The following is a 20,732-nucleotide window of genomic DNA, read 5'->3' as shown; positions in this document are numbered from 1 at the left end:
AAGTGCACCTCGGTCTTTTTAACCGCATTGCCCTCGCTGTGCACCTGTCTCTCTGCCCCTGTTGCCGCGAATATAAGAAACAGCTCGAATTAATCAGCAATGCCATGCATAAGATGTTTCGATGATTAAAAAAAGGCCGTCTGAAACCTACCCCTGTCAGTTTCAGACGGCCTTTTTGTATCTGTTTGATTTATCGCTAACCTTGAATAAGCCATGGTTTGCCGTTCACTTTTTTAGCTGCATTTATTTTTAAACTTGCGCCGTTGACCTTTGTTTTTTGAGGTATGGCTGAAGATTCTAATACGGTAGAACAAGATAAAGGCCGTCTGAAAGATAAATTTCAGACGGCCTTTTTCACGGCTCTTATTGTTGCTCTTCCGGCTCCGGTTTGTCTTTGCCGAACCAGTTGTCAAAGCGGATGGTGTATTTCAACTCGCCGCCGGAGGAGCGCGTGCCGATGCGGGCAACGGCTTGGATGGCGCGGGTCAGTTGGTACACGAGTTTGACGGATTGTTCGGCGCTAGAGATGCCGTATTCGTAACCTGCGTAGAGGTTGTTGGTGAGCTGTTTGCCGACGGTCAGGACTTGTTCGGCAGGGTTGAGCTCGCCGGTTTGGGCGTTGCGGCTGCGTTTACTGGTGAAGCCCAAATCATCGACAAGGCCGATGCGGTCGTTGACTTGGCCGGCAAGTAATGCGCTGGCGGCCGCAGAGAGCGTGGCATTGTCGCCATCGCTGCCGCTGCTGGCACGGTTGAGGATGAGCCAGGAGAGTTTGTCTTTTTCACTCATGGCTTCTTTGGCAACCAAGGTCACGCGCGGATTGTTAAGGCTGCCGAGAACTTCGACACCTGCACCGACCGGGGAGAGACGGCGTTCGGCACGGATGTTGAGGTTCGGATCGGTCAGCGGGCCGACGAAGGAAACCGCGCCTTTGGTGATGTCGAGGTCTTGGCCGTAGGCTTTGTAGCGGCCTTTGACAACGCGCACGGTACCGACGCCTTGGACGGTTTCGCCCGGGCGGGAAGTGAGGGTCAGTTTGCCGCCGATGGTAACGTCTGCGCCGTAGCCGACAAAACGGACATTGTCGTTGATATTCAGGACAAGGTTCATATTAATCGGCGTGGTGGCCGTTGCTTCTTTTGGAGTCTCGCCCAGTACGACCACGTCGTCATCGAGGGTCGGCATGGAGGATTTTTGCGAACCAAACCTGCCGAAGTCGGTGTCGAGCGTGCCGTTGAGCGAGACGCCTTTTACCGGATTGTAGAGGACTTTGGCCGCGCCGGAGAGCTGTAGTCGGCGGTTTGGACGCGAGAGGGTGCGGTATTTGTCGAAGACGATGTCCACGTCGACATCGGGGTTGGCGTTGGCAAGGTTGACCGCGCCTTTGAGCTCAATCGTGCCGCCACGGTGGAATTTGAGGCTGTCGATCACCCATTTTTGACCCTGCAGGCGTGAACGCAATACGCCGTTGTCGAGAATCAGGCCTTGGGTTTGATGGCGGTAATAGAGGTTGTCGCCGTTAATCAGGCCGCTCAGTTGCGGATCGTTCAGACGGCCTGCCAAGTTGACGGCGGCGTTCAGACGGCCTTTGAGGGTTTGGCCGACGGGCAGGAAGTTGCGGAAGACTTCGAGGTTGGCGACGTTCAGATTGAGCTTGCCGCTCAGAGGGGCTGTATCGAAGCTGGTGCCCTGACCGATGTTGACGGTACTGTCGGCACGGCCGTAATTGGTTTGGAGGTCGAGGTTGCTGTTGACGGTGGGCGAACCGAGTCGGCCGCCGATGGTGGCGGTCGCGTTCAGACGGCCTGCAATGCCTTGGGCTGTTGCCGGCATAAAGGATTTGAGCGAGCCTAAATCGGGAACGCTGATATTGACCTTGCCGTTGACGGGGGCGTTGTTGATGTTGTTGCCGAACTGTTGCGCGATGCCAAGGGTGCCGTCAACTTTGCCGAAACGGGTGTTGCCTTCCAGCGTGCTGTCGATGCGGCCGTTTTGGAAACGGGTGCGCAGGGCGAGCGCGGAAAGTCCCAAAGGCTGTTTGTTTTTCGGGTCTTTGCCCGGCAGGATGATGTCGCCGCTTTGACGGTTGATGTTGAGGAAGCCGCGCGCGTTTTGACTGTACGCCAAATCCCAGTCGCCGCCCAAGACGAGGTTGTGTTCGATGGGTGGAGTGTAGAAGTTGTGCAACTCGGTAATGTGCAGATTTTGTGCGCTGCCTTTACTGGTAATGCCGGCTTTCTTGTCCCAAACGAAATTTTGCAGGTTGAGGCTGCCGCCCATGGCCACCCAGCGCGCGCTGCTGAGGGAAACGCGTTCGCTGCCGGCTTCGAGGTTGAGGCGGTTTTGCAGTTTGAGGTTGAACGCGCCGCTGATGTCGAGCGTGTCAACCGTGCCTTTCCATTGGGTTTGGTCTTTGTTGAGACCGCCGGTGGCATCGAGGTCGAGCTTGTAGCGTTTACTGTCCACCGCCATGCTGCTGTTGCCGCGGATGTGGTGGCGCGAGCCTGTGCCGCTGATGAGCAGGTTGACGTTGTCGATCATGGCCGTGCCGCCGGAGACGGCGATGTGTTCGCCTTTAATATCGGCACTCAACGGACGGTTAGTGTCGGGCGAACCCTTAAGCTTGAAGTCGAGGGTGCGGATGTTGACGGCATCGGCGACTTTGAAGTTGCGTGCTTCGCCGTTCAAATCGGCTTCAAGGGTTTTGAGGCCGTCTGAAAAACTGCCGGAGATGTAGCCGCGCGCGTTGAGCAGGCCGCCCAAGCCGAAGCCGAAACGCGACAAATCGGGGGCGGTAATGTTGAGGTTGAGGCGGTCGCCTTTTTTGCCGAAGCTGCCGTTGGTTTTGACGATGTTGCTGCCGAGGGTCAGGTCGCTCAGGGCGCGCGCGAGGTGTTTGTTTTCATAGGCGACGTCGGCTTTGCCGCTAAGCGGAACGCCGTTGAGCGTACTCGGTGCAAACTGCATTTTGCCGGCGAATTTTTCTTGTGCCAGTATGCCGGTCAAGTTGATGTTGCCGTTGACGCTGCCTTGCGGAAGCTGCGGATCGATGCGTGCAGGGTTGAAGGCTTTACTGACGATGTCCAGTTGCAGTTTGCGGTCTTTGAAGAGTTCGAGCGAACCGTTGGCGTTGAGTTCGCCGCCGTTTTGCGGAACCAGGCGGACTTTGTCGAGCTTGAGCGTGCGCTGGCCGAGCTGTTTGTCGGTTTGGAAAAACAGCATGCCGTCTGTACGTGCAAATCCGCTGTCGAGATTCCAGTTGACGACAGGGGAGGAGGTTTCGCCTTTGATGTCGATACTGCCGTTCAGACGGCCTGCGATGTTTGGACGGGCAAAGTCGTCCGCGCCGGTATTGTTGATGCCCAGTGCGAGTTTGAGCTGGTCTTGGGCGGTATCGATAGAGCCGGATACATCGATGCTGCCGTCTTTGAGCAGGTCGACGCCGATGTCTTCAATCATGACCGTGCCTTTGTCGTCGACGATGAATTCGCCGAGGATGCGTTTGACGGGGATATGATTTTCATCGGCAAAACCGGCTTGGTCGTTTTCCAAGTCAATCGAGCCTTCCAACGCGACACCGTTGGTAAACGACGGAATGGTGGTGGCGTCGAAATTCAGGCGCGCTTTGGGCAGGCTGGGCAGGAAGGCCTGCGGATTGATGTTGGAACCTTTAATCAGGATTTCGCCGACGGTTTCATTGAGGCTGTTGGCGAATGGATGAATAGTGGATTTGGCCGACAAATGAACGTTGTCGCTATCGAGCAGTAGGTCGGTGGATACGTCTTGCAGGCTGCCCCACAGGCGTACCGTACCATGTAGGGTTTCGCCCTCAAGCTGGCCTTTGGTGTAGATGGCAGTATTGAGGACGTAGGGTTTGTTCAAACCGAGTACCACCGCGCCTGTCGAGCTGCTCCATGGCGTATCGGCGGTTTTGATGTGGAGGCGGTGTTCTTTTTTGTCGTAATGATAGGCCGCGTGCAGATGGTCGAGATAGACGGTCTGCTTGTCAAAACGCTTGCCCACGCTGATTTTTCCGGTTTCCAAACGGTCGAGATAGGCGGTAACGGGCAGGTCTATGCTGTCGGGCAGGCCTTTTGATGGCTCTTCTTCTTTGGGCGGCGTGCGTTTGGTCACGATGGCGATGTCGCCGGTCACGACTTTGGTGATGTGTAAGGATGGACGGGTCAACTCGGACGGTTTCCAATCAAAGCGGAAGCTGCTGATTTTGATGTCCGCACCTTCTGTTTCAATCAACCATTTGTCGCCTTCAAAACCTTCAATCAGCGTGCCCTTCAGCGTGTCCGAAGAGATTTTGACGCCGAACCATGACGGGATTTTGTACAAACCGAAACGCAAACCCGATTCCGTGCCGACCAGCCAGCCGATCGCGCCGGCGGAAACGGTCAATACGCCCAAGGCGGACAGGACAAAGCCGCGCAACAGGCGTTTTTTGCGCTTTGGCGGGGCGGGCTGTTGTTCAGACGGCGTGGAAGTGTTAGCAGTATCGGTCATGATATTTTTCTGTTTGTCTGTTGTTCAGACGGCCTGAAATGGTTGAGGCCGTCTGAAAGAATGGATGGTGAGTATGTTTTTTAAAACCTTGTGCCCAAGCTGATGTGCCAGCGGATTTTCTTGTCGTGATGGCCGTAGGCAATATCGAAGGAGAACGGTGCAACCGGGCTGAACCAGCGTACGCCCAAGCCGGTACCGTGTTTTAAGGTCATGTGTTTGAAGTTGCTTGCCGCATCGCCGACATCGTGGAAGATGGCGCCGGAGAAGCTTTTGGTAACCGGGAATTGATATTCAAGGCTGCCGACCACCAAGGCGCGTTGCGGCAGGACGGAGCCGTTGGGACCGGCCAAGCCGATGCTGTCGAGTTCGTAACCGCGTACGGAAGTTGCGCCGCCGGTACGGAACATCAGGCTGGACGGCACTTCTTCGCCTTCGCGGGCATAAACGTAGCCTGCTTGTCCGCGTACGATGAATGTACCGAGTTTTTTGTTTTCAGGCGTGAAGAAATAGCCTGCGCGTGCCATGGCGCGTGCCATTTGGGTGGAGGAGAGGAATTTGCCCAAGGTTGTACCGATTTTGCCGTCGAGGTAGTAGCCGTTTTGAGGGTGCAGCTCGGTTTCGATGCTTTGCCGTTTCCATGAGGCGGTCAGCATGGTGGCATGGCTTCGGCCCAAATCGTAGCTGGTGTCGGGGACTTTTCGTTCTTCGGTAATGAATTCGAGGCCGAAGCGGGCATCGATATTATTGCGGTCGCGGACATACCAAATGCCGCTGGTCAGGGCGCGTTTTTCAAGGTTTTGCGTGGTCGAGCGGTTGTAGGAAACGTTGCTGGTCCAGTAGTTGCCGCGGTTGTTGCGCGGTTGGCTGATACCGGCGGCCAGCGTGGTTTCGTATTTGTCCATGTCCCAAACGATGGAACCGATGTAACCCTTGTTAAAGAGGTTGTAATAGTCGTAGGCGATGCGGCCGCCGATTCCGTATTCGGAGTCATAGCGGATACCGGTTTCCAGTTTGTGGCGTTTGACTTCGGTCACGTTGATTTTGACGGGAACGCGGTCGCCTTGCAGTTGATCAAAATCGGCCTGTACGGACGCGCCGGAGTAGTGGCCGTTTTGCTCGAGCGCCTGTTGCAGGTCGAGGATTTTATCCAAGTCGTAAGGCGAACCGGGGTGGAAACGCGCCATGCCGGAAACCACGCTCTCAGGGTAGCGGCGCGTGCCGGTGATTTGGAAATCGCCAAAGTAAATGGGGCGGTTGCTCTCCACGATGACGTTCAAGTCGGCTTTTTGGGTATTGGGATTGATGGTGGCTTGGGTGGTGGTGAGTTTCGCCAAAGGGTATTTTTTACGTGTTACCGCGCTGAGGACGGAGGTTTTACTTGCACTCCAGCCGTCTTGGTCGAAGTTTTCGCCAACAGGCTGCTGCCAGTTTTCCATCGCATTTTGGTAGTACTCGGCCAAGTTGTCGTCATTCAATACGTCGCCGAGGATGGCCACGCTGACGTTGTCGACTTTGGTACGCGGGCCGGGGGTGACGTTGACGGTATAGCTCTCGCCGTGGTCTTGAATATTGACGTTGCTGTTGAAGTAGCCTTTGGTCCGGAGCATGGTTTTGACGTTGTCGGGTGCCTCTTCGGCGAGGAAGCCGACCTGTTCTTTATCCAGCTCTTCTTCCTGCTGCTGGGTAATCAGCGGCAGGTATTCTTCAAGCATTTCTTTGACTTCGCTGTCTTGAGTGTCGATTTTGACGGGGAATTTGGGCTTGAGTTTGCCTGTTTGGTCGTCTTTGGGCTGCTTGGGCATTTCGGATTCGGGAACAGCTTCGTAGTCTTCCGCTTTGGGAACGGAAGTATCTACTGCCAACGCGTGTCCGTAGGCGAGCGCCAATGATGCAAATAAAACAGGGTAGGTCAGTTTGGTCATGATGTGTGTTCGACAGCGACAATTCTTCAGTTTGGGGATTTTAACATTATTTCTGCAAGCTTTCAGGCTGGTTATAAACGGAAATTTAGCGCGATAACGTTACAAAATGCGACTTAAGGGCGGACTTTGGTTTGTTTCTATCTGATTGTAATATTTATGTTTTTGTATTTTTACTGATGAAGTTGCCTTTGTATTCGGCCTTATGGCGCAGATTTCAGGCCGTCTGAAAGCAAGATACAGAGGGATAAGGCAACGGTATGGGCATACTTTAAAGTAGGGTTTGAGCGGGTTTGGCTGTATTTTTGGAATAAAGTGCCAACTTTGTCATAAATGCTAAACTTTAATGCTGTTTTTGTGAGGTGTGCATGAAAACCTCGCCGACAAATGATTTTTTATTTTAGAATGTAAGACTTTTTTAACATATCTTTAAATTGTGAAGGAACGGATATGGCAAGTGGCAATCCGATTTTGAACGCGCTCAATCGCGTCAGCCTGGTGGCGCAAATCGCCATCGGCTTGGTTTTAGGTATTCTTGTGGGTGCAGTTTCGCCGCAAGTCGGTATCAGCGCAGGACTGCTGGGCAGCCTGTTTGTCGGTGCGCTTAAGGCTATCGCGCCGATTTTGGTATTTGTGTTGGTGACTGCCGCCATTGCGCAACACCAAAAAGGCAATCAGGCCTACATCAAACCGATTTTGATTTTGTATATTTTCGGTACGTTTGCCGCTGCTGTGGTGGCTGTTGTCGCCAGTATGGCATTCCCGACTACGCTGATTTTGCGTGCGGCCGGCGATGTATCTGTTGCACCGCCTTCCGGCATTGTCGAAGTGCTGAAAACGCTGCTGATGAATTTGGTGGCCAACCCGATTAACGCGCTGGCCAATGCCAACTATATCGGCATTTTGGCTTGGGCTTTGGTATTGGGTGCGGCTTTGCGCCATCACGGCTCGGATACGACCCGCCAAGTAGCGGCTGATTTGGCCGATACCGTTTCGACTGTTGTGAAATGGATTATCCGTTTTGCGCCGCTGGGTATTTTCGGCTTGGTGTCCTCTACCATTGCGGAAACCGGTTTTGAAGCGCTTGCCGGTTATATGCAGCTGTTGGCTGTATTACTCGGCTGTATGCTGTTTATCGCTTTGGTGGTCAACCCGATTATTGTGTGGACGCAAATCCGCCGCAACCCTTTCCCGCTGGTGTTTACCTGTCTGCGTGAAAGTGGCGTGTATGCCTTCTTTACCCGTTCTTCCGCCGCCAATATCCCTGTGAACATGGCATTGGCGAAAAAACTGGGTTTGCACGAAGACACTTACTCCATCTCCATTCCATTGGGTGCAACCATCAATATGGCCGGTGCGGCAATCACCATTACCGTTTTGGCAATGGCTGCGGCGCACACGCAAGGCATTACGGTTGACTTCGCCACTGCCCTGCTGCTGAGCTTGGTGGCTACCGTCAGCGCGTGCGGTGCATCCGGTGTGGCCGGTGGCTCGTTACTGCTGATTCCTTTGGCGTGCAGCCTGTTCGGTATCGATAACGATGTGGCCATGCAGGTGGTTGCCGTCGGCTTCATCATCGGCGTGATTCAAGACTCTGCAGAAACTGCGTTAAACTCTTCCACCGACGTTTTGTTTACTGCTGCTGCGGATTTGGGCCGTCAACGTAAAGAGTGATTTTTAAGGGCAACCTAAATCCAGCAAAGGCCGTCTGAAAAGTTTCAGACGGCCTTTGTTTTATGTAAAGCAAAGGGATTTTTAGATGGTCAAGCCGATAGATTGGTTTGATCGGACTGACGGTATCCGCTGTCATCAGTTGGATTTTTCCCGTAAAATACAGTCTTGAATGTATTTGAACACTTCTTTTCAGACGGCCTGACCGTCTTATCACATTTGCAAAAACAATGATTAAAAAAATATTCTCATGGTTCGAGTCCCGCATCGACCCCTATCCCGAAGCCGCCCCGAAAACGCCTGAAAAAGGGCTGTGGCGGTTTGTCTGGAGCAATATCGAAGGCTTGCGCAAATGGATTGCCGTATTGGCGGTGTTTACCGCCGGTATCGGCATCATGGAAGCCCTGCTGTTTCAATTTATGGGCAAAGTCGTGGACTGGCTCGGCAAATACACGCCCGCGACCCTGTTTGCTGAAAAAGGCTGGGCGTTGACGGCGATGGCGGGGATGATGGTGTTTTTCGCCCTCTGGACCTTCCTCGCGTCCAACGTGCGCCTGCAAACCCTGCAAGGCGTGTTCCCCATGCGCCTGCGCTGGAATTTCCACCGCCTGATGCTGGGGCAGAGCCTCGGTTTCTATCAGGACGAATTTGCCGGCCGCGTGTCCGCCAAAGTCATGCAGACCGCGCTGGCGATGCGCGACGTGGTGATGACGGTTGCCGACATGGTTGTGTATGTGCTGGTGTATTTCATCACGTCCGGCGTGATTCTGATTTCGTTCGACGGCTGGCTGCTGTTGCCCTTTATCGGCTGGATTATCGGCTTCGCCTTGGTGATGCGCTTCCTGATTCCCAAGCTTGGGAAAACCGCCGCGCGTCAGGCGGATGCGCGTTCGCTGATGACCGGCCGCATTACCGACGCCTATTCCAACATTACCACCGTCAAACTCTTCTCCCACGGCGCGCGCGAAGCGGCCTACGCCAAGCAGTCGATGGAAGAATTTATGGTTACGGTACACGCCCAAATGCGTTTGGCGACGCTGCTGCACACCTGCAGCTTCATCGTCAACAGCTCGCTAACCGCCGGCACGACCGCGCTGGGCATCTGGCTTTGGTATCACGGACAAGTCGGCGTCGGCGCGGTTGCCACAGCCACAGCCATGGCGTTGCGCGTCAACGGTTTGTCGCAATACATCATGTGGGAATCCGCCCGATTGTTTGAAAACATCGGCACTGTCGGCGACGGCATGGCAACCCTGTCCAAGCCGCACACCATCCTCGACAAGCCGAACGCCCTGCCGCTGAAAGTCACCCGAGGCGAAATCAAGTTTGAACACGTCGATTTCTCCTACGAAGCCGGCAAACCGCTCCTCAACGGCTTTAATCTGAACATCAAACCTGGCGAAAAAGTCGGCTTGATCGGCCGCAGCGGCGCGGGCAAATCCACCATCGTCAACCTGCTCCTGCGCTTTTACGAACCGCAAAGCGGCACGATTTCGATCGACGGCCAAAACGTGGACAGCGTTACCCAAGAAAGCCTGCGCGCTCAAATCGGTTTGGTGACGCAAGATACCTCCCTGTTGCACCGCTCCGTCCGCGACAACATTATCTACGGCCGTCCCGATGCGACCGAAGCCGAAATGATTTCCGCTGCGGAACGCGCCGAGGCCGCCGGTTTTATTCCTAACTTAAGCGACGCCAAAGGCCGGCGCGGCTATGATGCACACGTTGGCGAACGCGGCGTGAAACTTTCCGGCGGCCAGCGCCAACGCATCGCCATCGCCCGCGTTATGCTTAAAGATGCGCCGATTCTATTGCTTGACGAAGCCACCAGCGCGCTCGACTCCGAAGTCGAAGCCGCCATCCAAGAAAGCCTCGACAAAATGATGGAAGGCAAAACCGTGATTGCCATCGCCCACCGCCTCTCCACCATCGCCGCGATGGACCGCCTCATCGTCTTGGACAAAGGCCGCATCATCGAAGAAGGCAGCCACACCGAGTTGCTCGCGAAACAAGGTCTGTACGCCAAACTTTGGGCGCACCAAAGCGGCGGTTTCTTGAGTGAGCATGTCGAGTGGGAAAACAATTAAACGCTTTGAAAGAAGATAAAAGGCCGTCTGAAAAAACAATAATTTATATCGTGTTTAATTTGATGTCATGAATTAAAATGGTTGGGTAATTCAACGATAATCTACGCTAACTTTAGAAAGACAATATGAAACGATCTCTCAAATATTTGAGTATGGCTGTATTTGCACTTGCAGCAAATGCATGGGCAGGAAGTGCGGAAGAAGAGTTGCTGAATGCATTTGTAAAATGTGATGCATCTATGTTTGATATCTTGAAAAACAAGCAGGAGCAATTGAGTAAATATGCTCCGATTGAGAAAGTAGGCAAGACTGCACGTTTTCAGTTAGGTAGTGCCGATGAAGATGGGAAAAGACAGGTTATCTTCAATAAACCGATAATAGTAAACGGCATACATTTTAGTAGTTTTTCGGCAGAATATTCGGAACTGCCGGTTAATGAGACGGGTAAAAATCCTGTTTTTTATTTCTGGGGGTTCGAGCTTAAAAAAGCTCGGGCTGCTGATGTGGTAGCAAAGTTCCCTCAATGGGGATTGAAACCGATGGGAGAGGATTTTGTGACTTCTCCGCAAATTATTATTAATAGTCATAAGTCTTTGCGTTGGCAGCCAAATATGCAAGCAACGTCTGGTTCGATGCCTGCAAAAAATACAGTAGAAAAATCGCTGATATTGGAAGAGAGTGACGGTAAAACTTCTCTTATCTGTACTATTCAGGGTTATCCGAATGATAAACTGATTCGTCGTGAACGACTTGATCTAATCGGGGGAAAGTAAAATGAAAAAGTTAGCTGTTTTTTTGATGACAATTTGTTTACCAATCTCAGTATTTGCCGATAAGCCAAGATTTTTGCCGATGCTGGAGGGTGCTCAGAGTCGTGTTTATGCAGATATGGAAAGTATCAAAAATCATCCTCACAATCCAAATTTGTTAGTATATGATGTGATAACTAATTTTGATGATACGAATAAAAATTTGGCAGGTACTTCCATGATAGAGAAGCACTATCTGGATTGTCTGAACAGGATTGATATTATGAATCCGGAGCCGGTAAAGCTATACAGTCGTCATTTTGGAAAAGGGAAATTATTGCATGAGATCCCAAGGGAATCTGAACGGTTTGAAATGAAAGAGATTTCGACGATGAGTATACTATCTGCTACTGTGTGTAGTGTCGGCGGCCATGATTTTGGTGGTAATCCGAATGCTTTAGAAGATATGGGAAAAGCGTTGGATAAAATGGAACAAAAGAAAGGTCGGAAAAGATAAATCTCAAGGCCGTCTGAAAACATTTTCAGACGGCCTTTATTAATGAAGCAAGGGCAGGTGGGATAACCGCCCTTTTTTAGTTGAAACCTTAGTTTTTTACAGCCCCAGCGACCAAGCATTTTGGTGTTCGGACAAGTCTTCCAAGCGGTTTTCGTAATGGGCGAAGATTTCTTCGATGATTTCGTCTTCATCGTCAATGACGCGGATCAGGTTCAAATCCTCTTCCAAAATCAGGTTTCTGTCCAGCAATTGTTCGCGTATCCAGTCCAACAAACCTGCCCAAAATGCTTTGCCCACTAAGATAATCGGGCGGTCGGGCGTTTTGCCGGTTTGTACCAAGGTCAGGCTTTCAAACAATTCGTCCAATGTGCCGAAACCGCCGGGCATGACGACATACGCCACGGCGTGTTTGACGAACATGACTTTGCGCGGGAAAAAGTGTTGGAATTTAATCGACAAATCCTGATACGGATTGGCTTTTTGCTCGTGCGGCAACACGATATTCAGCCCCACTGCCGGACTTGCGCCTGCAAACGCGCCTTTGTTAGCCGCTTCCATAATGCCCGGCCCGCCGCCGGAAATGACGGAAAATCCGGCATCCGACAGTTTGCGTGCCAAGCGTAATGTGAACTCGTAGTCAGGATGGTTTTCGGGCGTGCGCGCGCTGCCGTAAATGCTGACAGCTGGCTGAATGGCGCGCAATTCTTCGCCGGCCTCGACAAATTCGGAAATAATCTTCAATACATGATACGACTCGCGCGCCTGAATATCGCGGCGGGTTTCGTCGGGCAGCATGGGTTTGGGCAGTTTTTTGAGCAGGCTCACGGCTTTTCCTTCGTGTTTTTATGTGCAGTATTGTAACCCGAAAGGGGCGGGCCGTCTGAAAGTTGGGTTTCGGCGGCAAGTGTTTCTGCCACATCTTCAAAAGCCCGTTACAATATCTGCTTTTATTCAACTGCTCCGCCATGCTCGATATTATCCACCGCGACAGTCGCACCATCGCCGTCAACAAACCTGCCGGAATGCTGGTACACCGAAGCTGGTTAGACAAACACGAAACCCGTTTTGCCGTGCAGACCCTGCGCGATCAAATCGGGCAGCACGTTTATCCCGTCCACCGCCTCGACCGCCCGACTTCCGGCGTCTTGTTGTTTGCCCTCGATACGGAAGCTGCACGGTTATTGACGCAGCAGTTTGAAAACAAAACTATCGAAAAAACTTATTGGGCGATTGTTCGCGGTTATCTGCCTTCAGACGGCCTGATTGATTACGCCCTCAAATATATGCCTGACAAAATCGCCGAAGCGCAGACCGAAGCCACATTGCAGGAAGCGCAAACCGCCTACCGTTGTCTGGCACAAACCGAGTTGCCGTTCCAATCGGCCCTGCGTTATCCGACCTCGCGTTATTCGTGGGCCGAACTCACGCCGCACACCGGCCGCAAACACCAACTCCGCCGCCATATGAAACACATTTTTCACCCCATCGTCGGCGACACCAACTACGGCGATTTGCGCCAAAACCATGCCGTTGCCGAACATATCGGCACGCAATGCCTGATGTTACACGCGCGAAGCCTCAGTTTTCAAAGCATAGAAGACGGCAGCCGGATGACTGTAAACGCGCCGATAGACAACGACTGGCGGCTTTGGATGGAAAAATTTAAAACCGAGGCCGTCTGAAAATCCAAACCGCACATTTTCAGACGGCCCGGTCATGGAAAAAAACAGGCAAATCCCTTACAATACGCCCCTAAAATTTTGAAAGAACACAAGAATCATGGAAGCCGAAGTAATCAACCAGCTTAACAACACCCTAAACGACTTGGAGAAGCGCAGCGAAGACATCCGCGTCTATATGGACTACCAAGGCAAAAAAGACCGCCTTGAAGAAGTCGTCGGCCTCTCCGAAGACCCGGAACTCTGGAACGACCCCAAACGCGCCCAAGAAATCGGCAAAGAGCGCAAAATACTCGAAGGCATCGTGCTGACGCTCGACAACATCGCGTCGGGCATTGAAGACAACCGCATGCTGATTGAAATGGCCGTCGAAGAAAACGATGAAGAAGGTTTTGCCGCCGTGCAGGAAGACGTGGCCGGTTTGGAAAAACAAATGGCCGACCTCGAATTCAAACGAATGTTCAACCAGCCTGCCGACCCGAACAACTGCTTTATCGACATTACCGCAGGCGCAGGAGGTACGGAAGCGGAAGACTGGGCGGGCATGCTGTTCCGCATGTACAGCCGCTACGCCGAGCGTAAAGGCTTCAAAATCGAAATCCTCGAAGAAGACGACGGTGAAATCGCGGGTATCAACCGCGCCACCATCCGAGTGGAAGGCGAATACGCCTACGGCTTGCTGCGCACGGAAACCGGCGTTCACCGCTTGGTGCGCTACTCGCCGTTTGACTCGAACAACAAACGCCATACGTCGTTCTCATCCGTGTTCGTGTACCCCGAAATCGACGATTCCATCGAAATCGAAATCAACCCCGCCGATTTGCGTATCGACACCTACCGCGCATCGGGCGCGGGCGGTCAGCACATCAATAAAACCGACTCCGCCGTGCGTATTACCCACGAGCCGACAGGGATTGTGGTGCAGTGTCAAAACGACCGTTCGCAACACGCCAACAAAGCCGCTGCGATGGAAATGTTGAAATCCAAACTGTATGAATTGGAAATGCGCAAACGCAACGAAGAGAAACAGGCGTTGGAAGAAGGCAAATCCGATGTAGGTTGGGGCAGCCAAATCCGTTCATACGTTTTGGATTCCTCACGCATCAAAGACTTGCGTACAGGCTACGAAGTCGGCAACACCAAAGCCGTATTGGACGGCGACTTGGACGGCTTCATCGAAGCCAGCCTGAAACAAGGTGTGTAAACCGTAAGAGATAAACAGGCCGTCTGAAAGATTTCAGACGGCCTGTTTGTTAGTAACTATACCTACGACTACTGAAAAAATTAAATTGAAAAAAAATCTAAATCTATAAAATATAGAAACGGAAATAAAAGTCCGTGTATCTGAAAACTTAAGTATAGAATGGAGCAATAATGGCAAATAATCAGACAGGCAACAGTAACCCAAACTGGCCAAGCAAAACAGGTAATCCGTCAGGCGGCGGACGTGGTAACAATCCCCCGTCAGGTAGCGGAAAATCTGGTGGGGGCAAAAAATAAACAATTTCTTTAAGCCCTACTTTTTTAAGTAGGGCTTTATTTTATCTGTTATTTGTATCACATAGTTTTCAGGCAGCCTGAAACTACTCTAAAGTCTTATCAGCCTAAATGGAATACCGAACGCAGTAAATATATCCGTTTTCGGCCACATGAAAAATACAATATAGAAAATCTAAAAATTAATGGGTTTTTGAATATGTAGGGCATGACGGAGATGGCCGCGATATCCTTGTTATGTAGCTATTGAGTTCTTTTTAGATACGAATCTTAATCTTTCTGTAAAAATATGCTTTTTAATGTTTTGCAAATGCAAAGATTAGCGGTAATATATGGCTTCCATAAAAATGATTGGTAGGTATAACAGGCCGTCTGAAGCCTAAGTCTGTCTAATATATAGGAGAACTCATAATGTCCGGTCAAAAGCCGTCTTCTGCCGAGAAAACCTTCTTCGGCCATCCTTTGCAATTATCCACCCTATTCCATATTGAGCTGTGGGAACGTTTTTCCTTCTACGGTATGCAGGGCATCCTGTTGATTTATCTGTATTACGCCGCGAATCAAGGCGGCTTGGGTATGGATAAGGCTTTGGCCGGCGGCATTGTCGGCGCGTACGGCGGCAGCGTTTACCTGTCCACTATTCTCGGCGCATGGTTGGCCGACCGCATTTGGGGCTCGGAACGTACCCTGTTTATCGCCGGTATCGTCGTGATGACCGGTCATATTTTATTGGCGATTGTGCCGGGCTTGATGGGATTGCTGTTGGGCTTGGTGTGTATCGCGCTGGGCAGCGGCGGCGTGAAATCGTCTGCCAGTTCGATGGTCGGTTCTTTGTATGAACGGGACGATCTGCGCGAATTGCGCGATGCCGGTTTCTCCATTTTCTATATTTCCATCAATATCGGTGGTTTCTTAGGCCCTTTGTTGACCGGTATTTTGCAAGACCGCATGGGTTTTCATTATGGCTTTGGCGCGGCGGCCGTCGGTATGGCATTTGGCCTGCTGTGGTATTCACGTGGCCGCAAAGACCTGCCGCATACGCCGGCTCCCAATCCGTTGCGCCCTGAAAAGGTACAGACTGCAATAGCTGTCGGCGTGTTGCTGATTTTGGTGTTGGGCAGCGTGATTGCTTCCGGCGCGCTCAATCTTGAAAACTTTTCACGCTGGCTTTTGGGCGTGGTCATTATCACCGTTATCGCTTATTTTGCACGCCTGCTGGGCAGCAGCCAGGTTGAGGCAGCCAATAAACGTTACATCATGGCCTATATTCCGTTGTTTTTGACCATTTGTATGTTCTGGGCGGTTTGGTTTCAGGTGTACACCGTTGCAACGGTTTATTTTGACGAAACGGTCGACCGTACTTTCTTCGGCTTTACCGTGCCTGTTTCATGGAAAGACTCGATACAGGCCATGTGGGTGGTTCTCTTCTCCGGCGTGATGGCGGCGGTGTGGACGAAAATGGGCAAACGCCAACCTAAAACGCCGTTGAAGTTTGCGCTGGCCATGTTGGTAACCGGCGTCTCTTATTTGTGTTTCATCCCGTATATTTCATCCGGAATCCCGATGCCGATTATCGTGTTTATGCTGGTGTTGCTGGCGATTACGATAGGCGAGTTGATGCTGTCGCCGATTTCGCTGTCGTTTTCCACCAAAATCGCACCAAGCATGTTTAAAACACAAATGGTTGCGTTGAACTTCTTGGCACTGTCTATCGGCTTTACCTTGGGCGGAGTGTTGTTTAAAGACTACTACAATGCTCAGTCGCCATTGGATTTCTACTGGATGCTGGCCACTATCGGTGCGGTAACCTGCGGTATCCTGTTGGTACTTGCCCCGGTATTGAACCGCATGCTCAAAGGTGTCGATTAATTTTTCTATTTAAAATAATGTGATGTACACAGGCCGTCTGAAAAGAATCAGTTTTCAGACGGCCTGATGTTTTTATTGAGATTTGGAAAAAGGGGGGGCTCCAGATTTTTGAAGTAAATCGGACATGAGGAAAACCCGAATTAAATGATACATGATTAAATTGAAATTAAAATTGTGAAATATTAAATAAGAATAAGAATTGTTCTCATAACTTTATTGAATTTATTAGTGTTTTTTTACTGATTTGCTGATATTTACCTTTTAATGGATTTTGAAATTCGATAAAATAGCAGGATATTAAGATTTGTCTGTCAACCAGTTAGGCATAAACCCATGTTGGCCAGTTACTTTCCCGTCCTCGTATTCATCCTCGTCGGCCTTGCGGCCGGCGTGCTGTTTATCCTGCTCGGCACGATTTTAGGTCCGAAACACCACTACGCCGAAAAAGACGCGGCTTACGAATGTGGTTTCGAAGCCTTTGAAAACGCCAGGATGAAGTTTGACGTGCGTTATTATCTCGTCGCCATCCTGTTCATCCTCTTCGATTTAGAGGTTGCGTTTATGCTGCCGTGGGCGGTGGTGTTCAAAGATTTGGGCGCATACGGCTTCTGGTCTATGCTGGTGTTTATCGTCGTTCTGACGGTAGGCTTTGTTTACGAATGGAAAAAAGGTGCGCTGGAATGGGAATAGAAGGCGTTTTGAAAAAAGGTTTCATCACCACCAGCGCGGATACGGTGCTGAACTATATGCGTACCGGTTCGCTGTGGCCGGTTACTTTCGGTTTGGCCTGCTGCGCCGTGGAAATGATGCACGCGGGTATGGCGCGTTACGACCTTGACCGTTTCGGCATTATTTTCCGTCCGTCGCCCCGTCAGGCAGACCTGATGATTGTGGCGGGTACGCTCACCAATAAAATGGCGCCCGCCCTGCGCCGCGTGTACGACCAGCTCGCCGAGCCGCGTTGGGTCTTGTCTATGGGTTCGTGTGCCAACGGCGGCGGCTATTATCATTATTCTTATTCCGTTGTGCGCGGTGCCGACCGCGTCGTGCCGGTAGACGTTTATGTGCCGGGTTGTCCACCGACTGCGGAAGCCCTGATTTACGGCCTGATTCAGCTCCAACAAAAAATCAAGCGCACTTCCACCATCGCGCGTGACGAGTAAGGAGAGGACGATATGGCAAGCATTCAAAACTTATACGAGACCGTCAGCCGCGTTTTGGGCAATCAGGCAAGCAAAGTCATTTCCGCTTTGGGCGAGATTACCGTTGAGTGTCTGCCCGAACACTATGTTTCAGTGATGACCACGTTGCGCGACCATGAAGAACTGCATTTCGAGCTTTTGGTCGATTTGTGCGGCGTCGATTACAGCACTTACAAAAACGAAGCATGGCAGGGCAAACGCTTCGCCGTTGTCAGTCAGCTTCTTTCCGTTAAAAACAATCAGCGCATCCGCGTGCGCGTCTGGGTTTCAGACGACGATTTCCCTGTGGTCGAATCCGTAGTTCCCGTTTATAACAGCGCGGATTGGTACGAGCGTGAAGCCTTTGATTTGTACGGCATCATGTTCAACAACCATCCCGACCTGCGCCGCATTCTGACCGATTACGGCTTCGTCGGACACCCGTTCCGCAAAGACTTCCCGATTTCCGGCTATGTGGAAATGCGTTACGACGAAGAACAAAAACGCGTGATTTACCAACCTGTTACCATCGAGCCGCGCGAAATCACGCCGCGTATCGTCCGTGAGGAGAACTACGGTGGCCAATAAATTAAGAAACTACACCATCAACTTCGGCCCGCAACACCCTGCGGCGCACGGCGTATTGCGTATGATTTTGGAGTTGGAGGGCGAAACCATCGTCCGTGCCGACCCGCATATCGGCCTCTTGCACCGAGGCACCGAAAAACTGGCGGAAACCAAAACCTACCTGCAAGCCCTGCCTTATATGGATAGGCTGGACTACGTTTCCATGATGGTCAACGAGCAGGCGTATTGTTTGGCAGTAGAAAAACTTGCCGGCATTGATGTGCCTATCCGCGCCCAATACATCCGCGTCATGTTCGCCGAAGTAACGCGCATCCTCAACCACTTGATGGGCATCGGTTCGCACGCATTCGACATCGGCGCGATGACCGCCATCCTTTACGCCTTCCGTGACCGCGAAGAGCTGATGGACTTGTATGAAGCCGTGTCCGGCGCGCGTATGCACGCAGCCTATTTCCGTCCCGGCGGCGTTTACCGCGACCTGCCCGACTTCATGCCTAAATACGAGAGCAGCAAATTCCGCAATGCCAAAGTATTGAAGCAGCTCAACGAATCTCGCGAAGGCACCATGCTCGACTTTATCGACGCCTTCTGCGAACGTTTCCCGAAAAACATCGACACACTCGAAACCCTCCTAACCGACAACCGTATTTGGAAACAGCGTACCGTCGGTATCGGCGTTGTCTCTCCTGAGCGCGCCATGCAAAAAGGCTTTACCGGCGTTATGTTGCGCGGGTCAGGCGTGGAATGGGACGTGCGTAAGACACAGCCTTATGAAGTGTACGACAAAATAGATTTCGACATCCCCGTCGGCGTCAACGGCGACTGTTACGACCGTTACCTCTGCCGTATGGAAGAAATGCGCCAATCCGTACGCATCATCAAACAATGTTCCGAGTGGTTGCGTGTCAATCCGGGTCCGGTCATTACCACCAACCACAAATTTGCTCCGCCCAAACGTACCGAAATGAAAACAGGTATGGAAGACCTGATTCACCATTTCAAACTCTTTACCGAGGGTATGCACGTTCCCGAGGGCGAGACCTACACCGCTGTCGAACATCCGAAAGGCGAGTTCGGCGTTTACATCATTTCAGACGGCGCAAACAAACCCTACCGCCTGAAAATCCGCGCACCTGGCTTCGCCCATCTGCAAGGCATGGACGAAATGGCAAAAGGCCACATGCTGGCCGACGTCGTTGCCATCATCGGTACGCAGGACATCGTATTCGGGGAGGTTGACCGATAATGTTATCCGCAGAATCTTTAAAACAAATTGATATTGAGTTGGCAAAATATCCTGCCGACCAACGCCGCTCCGCCATTATGGGCGCATTGCGTATTGCCCAAACCGAAAAAGGCTGGCTTGCTCCCGAGACCATCGCCTTTGTCGCAGACTATATCGGCATCTCGCCTGCACAAGCTTACGAAGTCGCTACTTTCTACAATATGTACGACCTTGAGCCTGTCGGCAAATACAAACTGACCGTTTGTACCAACCTGCCCTGCGCCCTGCGCGGCGGTATGGCTACCGGCGAATACCTCAAACAAAAACTCGGTATCGGCTACGGTGAAACCACGCCCGACGGCAAATTCACCCTTGTCGAAGGCGAATGCATGGGCGCATGTGGCGACGCTCCGGTCATGCTGGTCAACAACCACAGCATGTGCAGCTTTATGACTGAAGAGGCGATTGAGAAAAAATTAGCAGAATTAGAATAGATCGTCTGAACACATTAGGTTTGTAATCAAACTTACTAGTTATTCCAAAATTTTAAATTATGATTTAAAAGTAACAATAAAAAGGGAAGCGGTTAATGAAAGGGATAATTGTTAAGTGGGATGATGAAAAAGGTTATGGTTTTATACGGATAGATGGTAGTAAACAAGAAATTTTCTGCCATATTTCTGACTTTTCCCAAAGAAGCCCTCGTCCTGAACTTAATGAGGCGGTTGGCTTTGAAGTATCTTCTAACGGAAAAGGAAAAAATATTGCTAAACAGATTCGTTACTTAAATCGTGAGGCAAGAGATTTTAAGCGGAATCATAACCATCATTCGAGGGCAAAGAAAAAATCATTTTTTGCCTTAGATACGTTGTCTTCCATATTGACGAAATTGGTAGGGTTGGCACTTTTCGGGTTAATTGGTTATCAGATATATCAATTCGCTGCAGCAAAATTAGTCCCTAAACAAACTAATGCACCAGTAGAGCTTAATGATCCAGCTACGATACAAGCTAAAAAAAGCAATAGTAATAAATATCGTTGTGATGGCAGGCAATATTGTTCTCAGATGGTGTCATGCGAAGAGGCCAAATGGTTTTTACAGAATTGTTCTGATACCAAAATGGATGGTGATGGTGATGGGATTCCATGTGAAGATAAATGCGGTGGATGGTGATAATTTCAGCAAAGTAGACTAGGTCTATAACCATGAAAACGAAATACAAGGTCGTCTGAAATAT

General features: G+C 51.1%; 16 protein-coding genes. 13 read left to right on the top strand and 3 right to left on the bottom strand.

Annotation, left to right across the window (positions count from 1 at the left end):
• Positions 1-363: 363 nt before the first annotated feature.
• Positions 364-4,512: a translocation/assembly module TamB domain-containing protein gene (locus tag ACTHTA_RS08000; RefSeq protein ID WP_308887779.1), complete on the bottom strand. Its 4,149-nt coding sequence runs from the start codon at positions 4,510-4,512 to the stop codon at positions 364-366.
• Between the two features lie 80 nt (positions 4,513-4,592).
• Positions 4,593-6,434: an autotransporter assembly complex protein TamA gene (locus tag ACTHTA_RS07995; protein ID WP_250599354.1), complete on the bottom strand. Its 1,842-nt coding sequence runs from the start codon at positions 6,432-6,434 to the stop codon at positions 4,593-4,595.
• 447 nt (positions 6,435-6,881) lie between these two features.
• On the opposite strand from ACTHTA_RS07995, the gene sstT reads away from it, so the two are divergent.
• The 4 genes from sstT to ACTHTA_RS07975 all read left to right on the top strand — a co-directional run bounded on the left by sstT (position 6,882) and on the right by ACTHTA_RS07975 (position 11,455).
• A complete protein-coding gene (sstT, locus tag ACTHTA_RS07990; protein ID WP_254347200.1) occupies positions 6,882-8,105 on the top strand; it encodes a serine/threonine transporter SstT in 1,224 nt (407 codons plus the stop codon).
• 227 nt (positions 8,106-8,332) lie between these two features.
• Entirely contained in the window at positions 8,333-10,189 is a 1,857-nt protein-coding gene (locus ACTHTA_RS07985; RefSeq protein ID WP_308887782.1) for an ABC transporter ATP-binding protein, read from the top strand.
• A gap of 125 nt (positions 10,190-10,314) precedes the next feature.
• A complete protein-coding gene (locus ACTHTA_RS07980) occupies positions 10,315-10,962 on the top strand; it encodes a hypothetical protein (protein WP_283121439.1) in 648 nt (215 codons plus the stop codon).
• A 1-nt stretch (position 10,963) separates the two neighbouring features.
• On the top strand, positions 10,964-11,455 hold the full coding sequence (locus ACTHTA_RS07975; RefSeq protein ID WP_070606441.1) for a surface-adhesin E family protein: 492 nt from the start codon (positions 10,964-10,966) through the stop codon (positions 11,453-11,455).
• 96 nt (positions 11,456-11,551) lie between these two features.
• Here the strand turns inward: ACTHTA_RS07975 and ACTHTA_RS07970 are convergent, their stop codons facing one another.
• Positions 11,552-12,280 carry a TIGR00730 family Rossman fold protein gene (locus ACTHTA_RS07970; protein WP_308887786.1) on the bottom strand — a complete coding sequence of 243 codons (729 nt, stop codon included), beginning with the start codon at positions 12,278-12,280 and terminating at the stop codon, positions 11,552-11,554.
• Between the two features lie 140 nt (positions 12,281-12,420).
• Between ACTHTA_RS07970 and truC the strand changes: the two genes are divergently transcribed.
• The 9 genes from truC to ACTHTA_RS07925 all read left to right on the top strand — a co-directional run bounded on the left by truC (position 12,421) and on the right by ACTHTA_RS07925 (position 20,668).
• Entirely contained in the window at positions 12,421-13,137 is a 717-nt protein-coding gene (truC, locus tag ACTHTA_RS07965; protein ID WP_308887787.1) for a tRNA pseudouridine(65) synthase TruC, read from the top strand.
• Between the two features lie 97 nt (positions 13,138-13,234).
• Positions 13,235-14,338 (top strand): peptide chain release factor 2, encoded by a 1,104-nt coding sequence (gene prfB, locus ACTHTA_RS07960; RefSeq protein ID WP_308887788.1) that lies wholly within the window; start codon positions 13,235-13,237, stop codon positions 14,336-14,338.
• A 704-nt stretch (positions 14,339-15,042) separates the two neighbouring features.
• Entirely contained in the window at positions 15,043-16,500 is a 1,458-nt protein-coding gene (locus ACTHTA_RS07955; protein ID WP_308887789.1) for an oligopeptide:H+ symporter, read from the top strand.
• A gap of 333 nt (positions 16,501-16,833) precedes the next feature.
• Entirely contained in the window at positions 16,834-17,190 is a 357-nt protein-coding gene (locus ACTHTA_RS07950; RefSeq protein ID WP_003741940.1) for an NADH-quinone oxidoreductase subunit A, read from the top strand.
• Positions 17,181-17,663, top strand: a complete 483-nt coding sequence (locus ACTHTA_RS07945) for a NuoB/complex I 20 kDa subunit family protein (protein WP_002215610.1) — start codon at positions 17,181-17,183, stop codon at positions 17,661-17,663. Before ACTHTA_RS07950 ends, ACTHTA_RS07945 begins: the two co-directional genes overlap by 10 nt.
• 12 nt (positions 17,664-17,675) lie before the next feature.
• Entirely contained in the window at positions 17,676-18,269 is a 594-nt protein-coding gene (locus ACTHTA_RS07940; protein WP_049227640.1) for an NADH-quinone oxidoreductase subunit C, read from the top strand.
• Positions 18,259-19,515, top strand: a complete 1,257-nt coding sequence (gene nuoD, locus ACTHTA_RS07935) for an NADH dehydrogenase (quinone) subunit D (protein ID WP_440364181.1) — start codon at positions 18,259-18,261, stop codon at positions 19,513-19,515. The genes ACTHTA_RS07940 and nuoD overlap by 11 nt, the downstream gene beginning before the upstream one ends.
• Positions 19,515-19,988 carry an NADH-quinone oxidoreductase subunit NuoE gene (gene nuoE / locus ACTHTA_RS07930; RefSeq protein ID WP_004467713.1) on the top strand — a complete coding sequence of 158 codons (474 nt, stop codon included), beginning with the start codon at positions 19,515-19,517 and terminating at the stop codon, positions 19,986-19,988. The genes nuoD and nuoE overlap by 1 nt, the downstream gene beginning before the upstream one ends.
• A gap of 95 nt (positions 19,989-20,083) precedes the next feature.
• Positions 20,084-20,668: a cold shock domain-containing protein gene (locus ACTHTA_RS07925; protein ID WP_308887790.1), complete on the top strand. Its 585-nt coding sequence runs from the start codon at positions 20,084-20,086 to the stop codon at positions 20,666-20,668.
• The last annotated feature ends 64 nt before the right edge of the window (positions 20,669-20,732 follow it).

The sequence above is a fragment of the Neisseria sp. P0013.S005 genome (assembly GCF_051958425.1).
Lineage (GTDB): Bacteria > Pseudomonadota > Gammaproteobacteria > Burkholderiales > Neisseriaceae > Neisseria > Neisseria subflava.
Note: the sequence above shows the minus strand (reverse complement) of the source record. Positions and strands in the feature narration are given on the sequence as shown.

Excerpts from the sequence above, each read along its gene's own strand:
- ACTHTA_RS07955 (WP_308887789.1), top strand. The coding sequence starts at position 15,043 with ATGTCCGGTCAAAAGCCGTCTTCTGCCGAGAAAACCTTCTTCGGCCAT.
- ACTHTA_RS07995 (WP_250599354.1), bottom strand. The coding sequence starts at position 6,434 with ATGACCAAACTGACCTACCCTGTTTTATTTGCATCATTGGCGCTCGCC.
- ACTHTA_RS07940 (WP_049227640.1), top strand. The coding sequence starts at position 17,676 with ATGGCAAGCATTCAAAACTTATACGAGACCGTCAGCCGCGTTTTGGGC.
- nuoE (WP_004467713.1), top strand. The coding sequence starts at position 19,515 with ATGTTATCCGCAGAATCTTTAAAACAAATTGATATTGAGTTGGCAAAA.
- prfB (WP_308887788.1), top strand. The coding sequence starts at position 13,235 with ATGGAAGCCGAAGTAATCAACCAGCTTAACAACACCCTAAACGACTTG.
- ACTHTA_RS07980 (WP_283121439.1), top strand. The coding sequence starts at position 10,315 with ATGAAACGATCTCTCAAATATTTGAGTATGGCTGTATTTGCACTTGCA.
- truC (WP_308887787.1), top strand. The coding sequence starts at position 12,421 with ATGCTCGATATTATCCACCGCGACAGTCGCACCATCGCCGTCAACAAA.
- ACTHTA_RS07950 (WP_003741940.1), top strand. The coding sequence starts at position 16,834 with ATGTTGGCCAGTTACTTTCCCGTCCTCGTATTCATCCTCGTCGGCCTT.
- ACTHTA_RS07985 (WP_308887782.1), top strand. The coding sequence starts at position 8,333 with ATGATTAAAAAAATATTCTCATGGTTCGAGTCCCGCATCGACCCCTAT.
- sstT (WP_254347200.1), top strand. The coding sequence starts at position 6,882 with ATGGCAAGTGGCAATCCGATTTTGAACGCGCTCAATCGCGTCAGCCTG.
- ACTHTA_RS07975 (WP_070606441.1), top strand. The coding sequence starts at position 10,964 with ATGAAAAAGTTAGCTGTTTTTTTGATGACAATTTGTTTACCAATCTCA.
- ACTHTA_RS07925 (WP_308887790.1), top strand. The coding sequence starts at position 20,084 with ATGAAAGGGATAATTGTTAAGTGGGATGATGAAAAAGGTTATGGTTTT.
- ACTHTA_RS08000 (WP_308887779.1), bottom strand. The coding sequence starts at position 4,512 with ATGACCGATACTGCTAACACTTCCACGCCGTCTGAACAACAGCCCGCC.
- ACTHTA_RS07945 (WP_002215610.1), top strand. The coding sequence starts at position 17,181 with ATGGGAATAGAAGGCGTTTTGAAAAAAGGTTTCATCACCACCAGCGCG.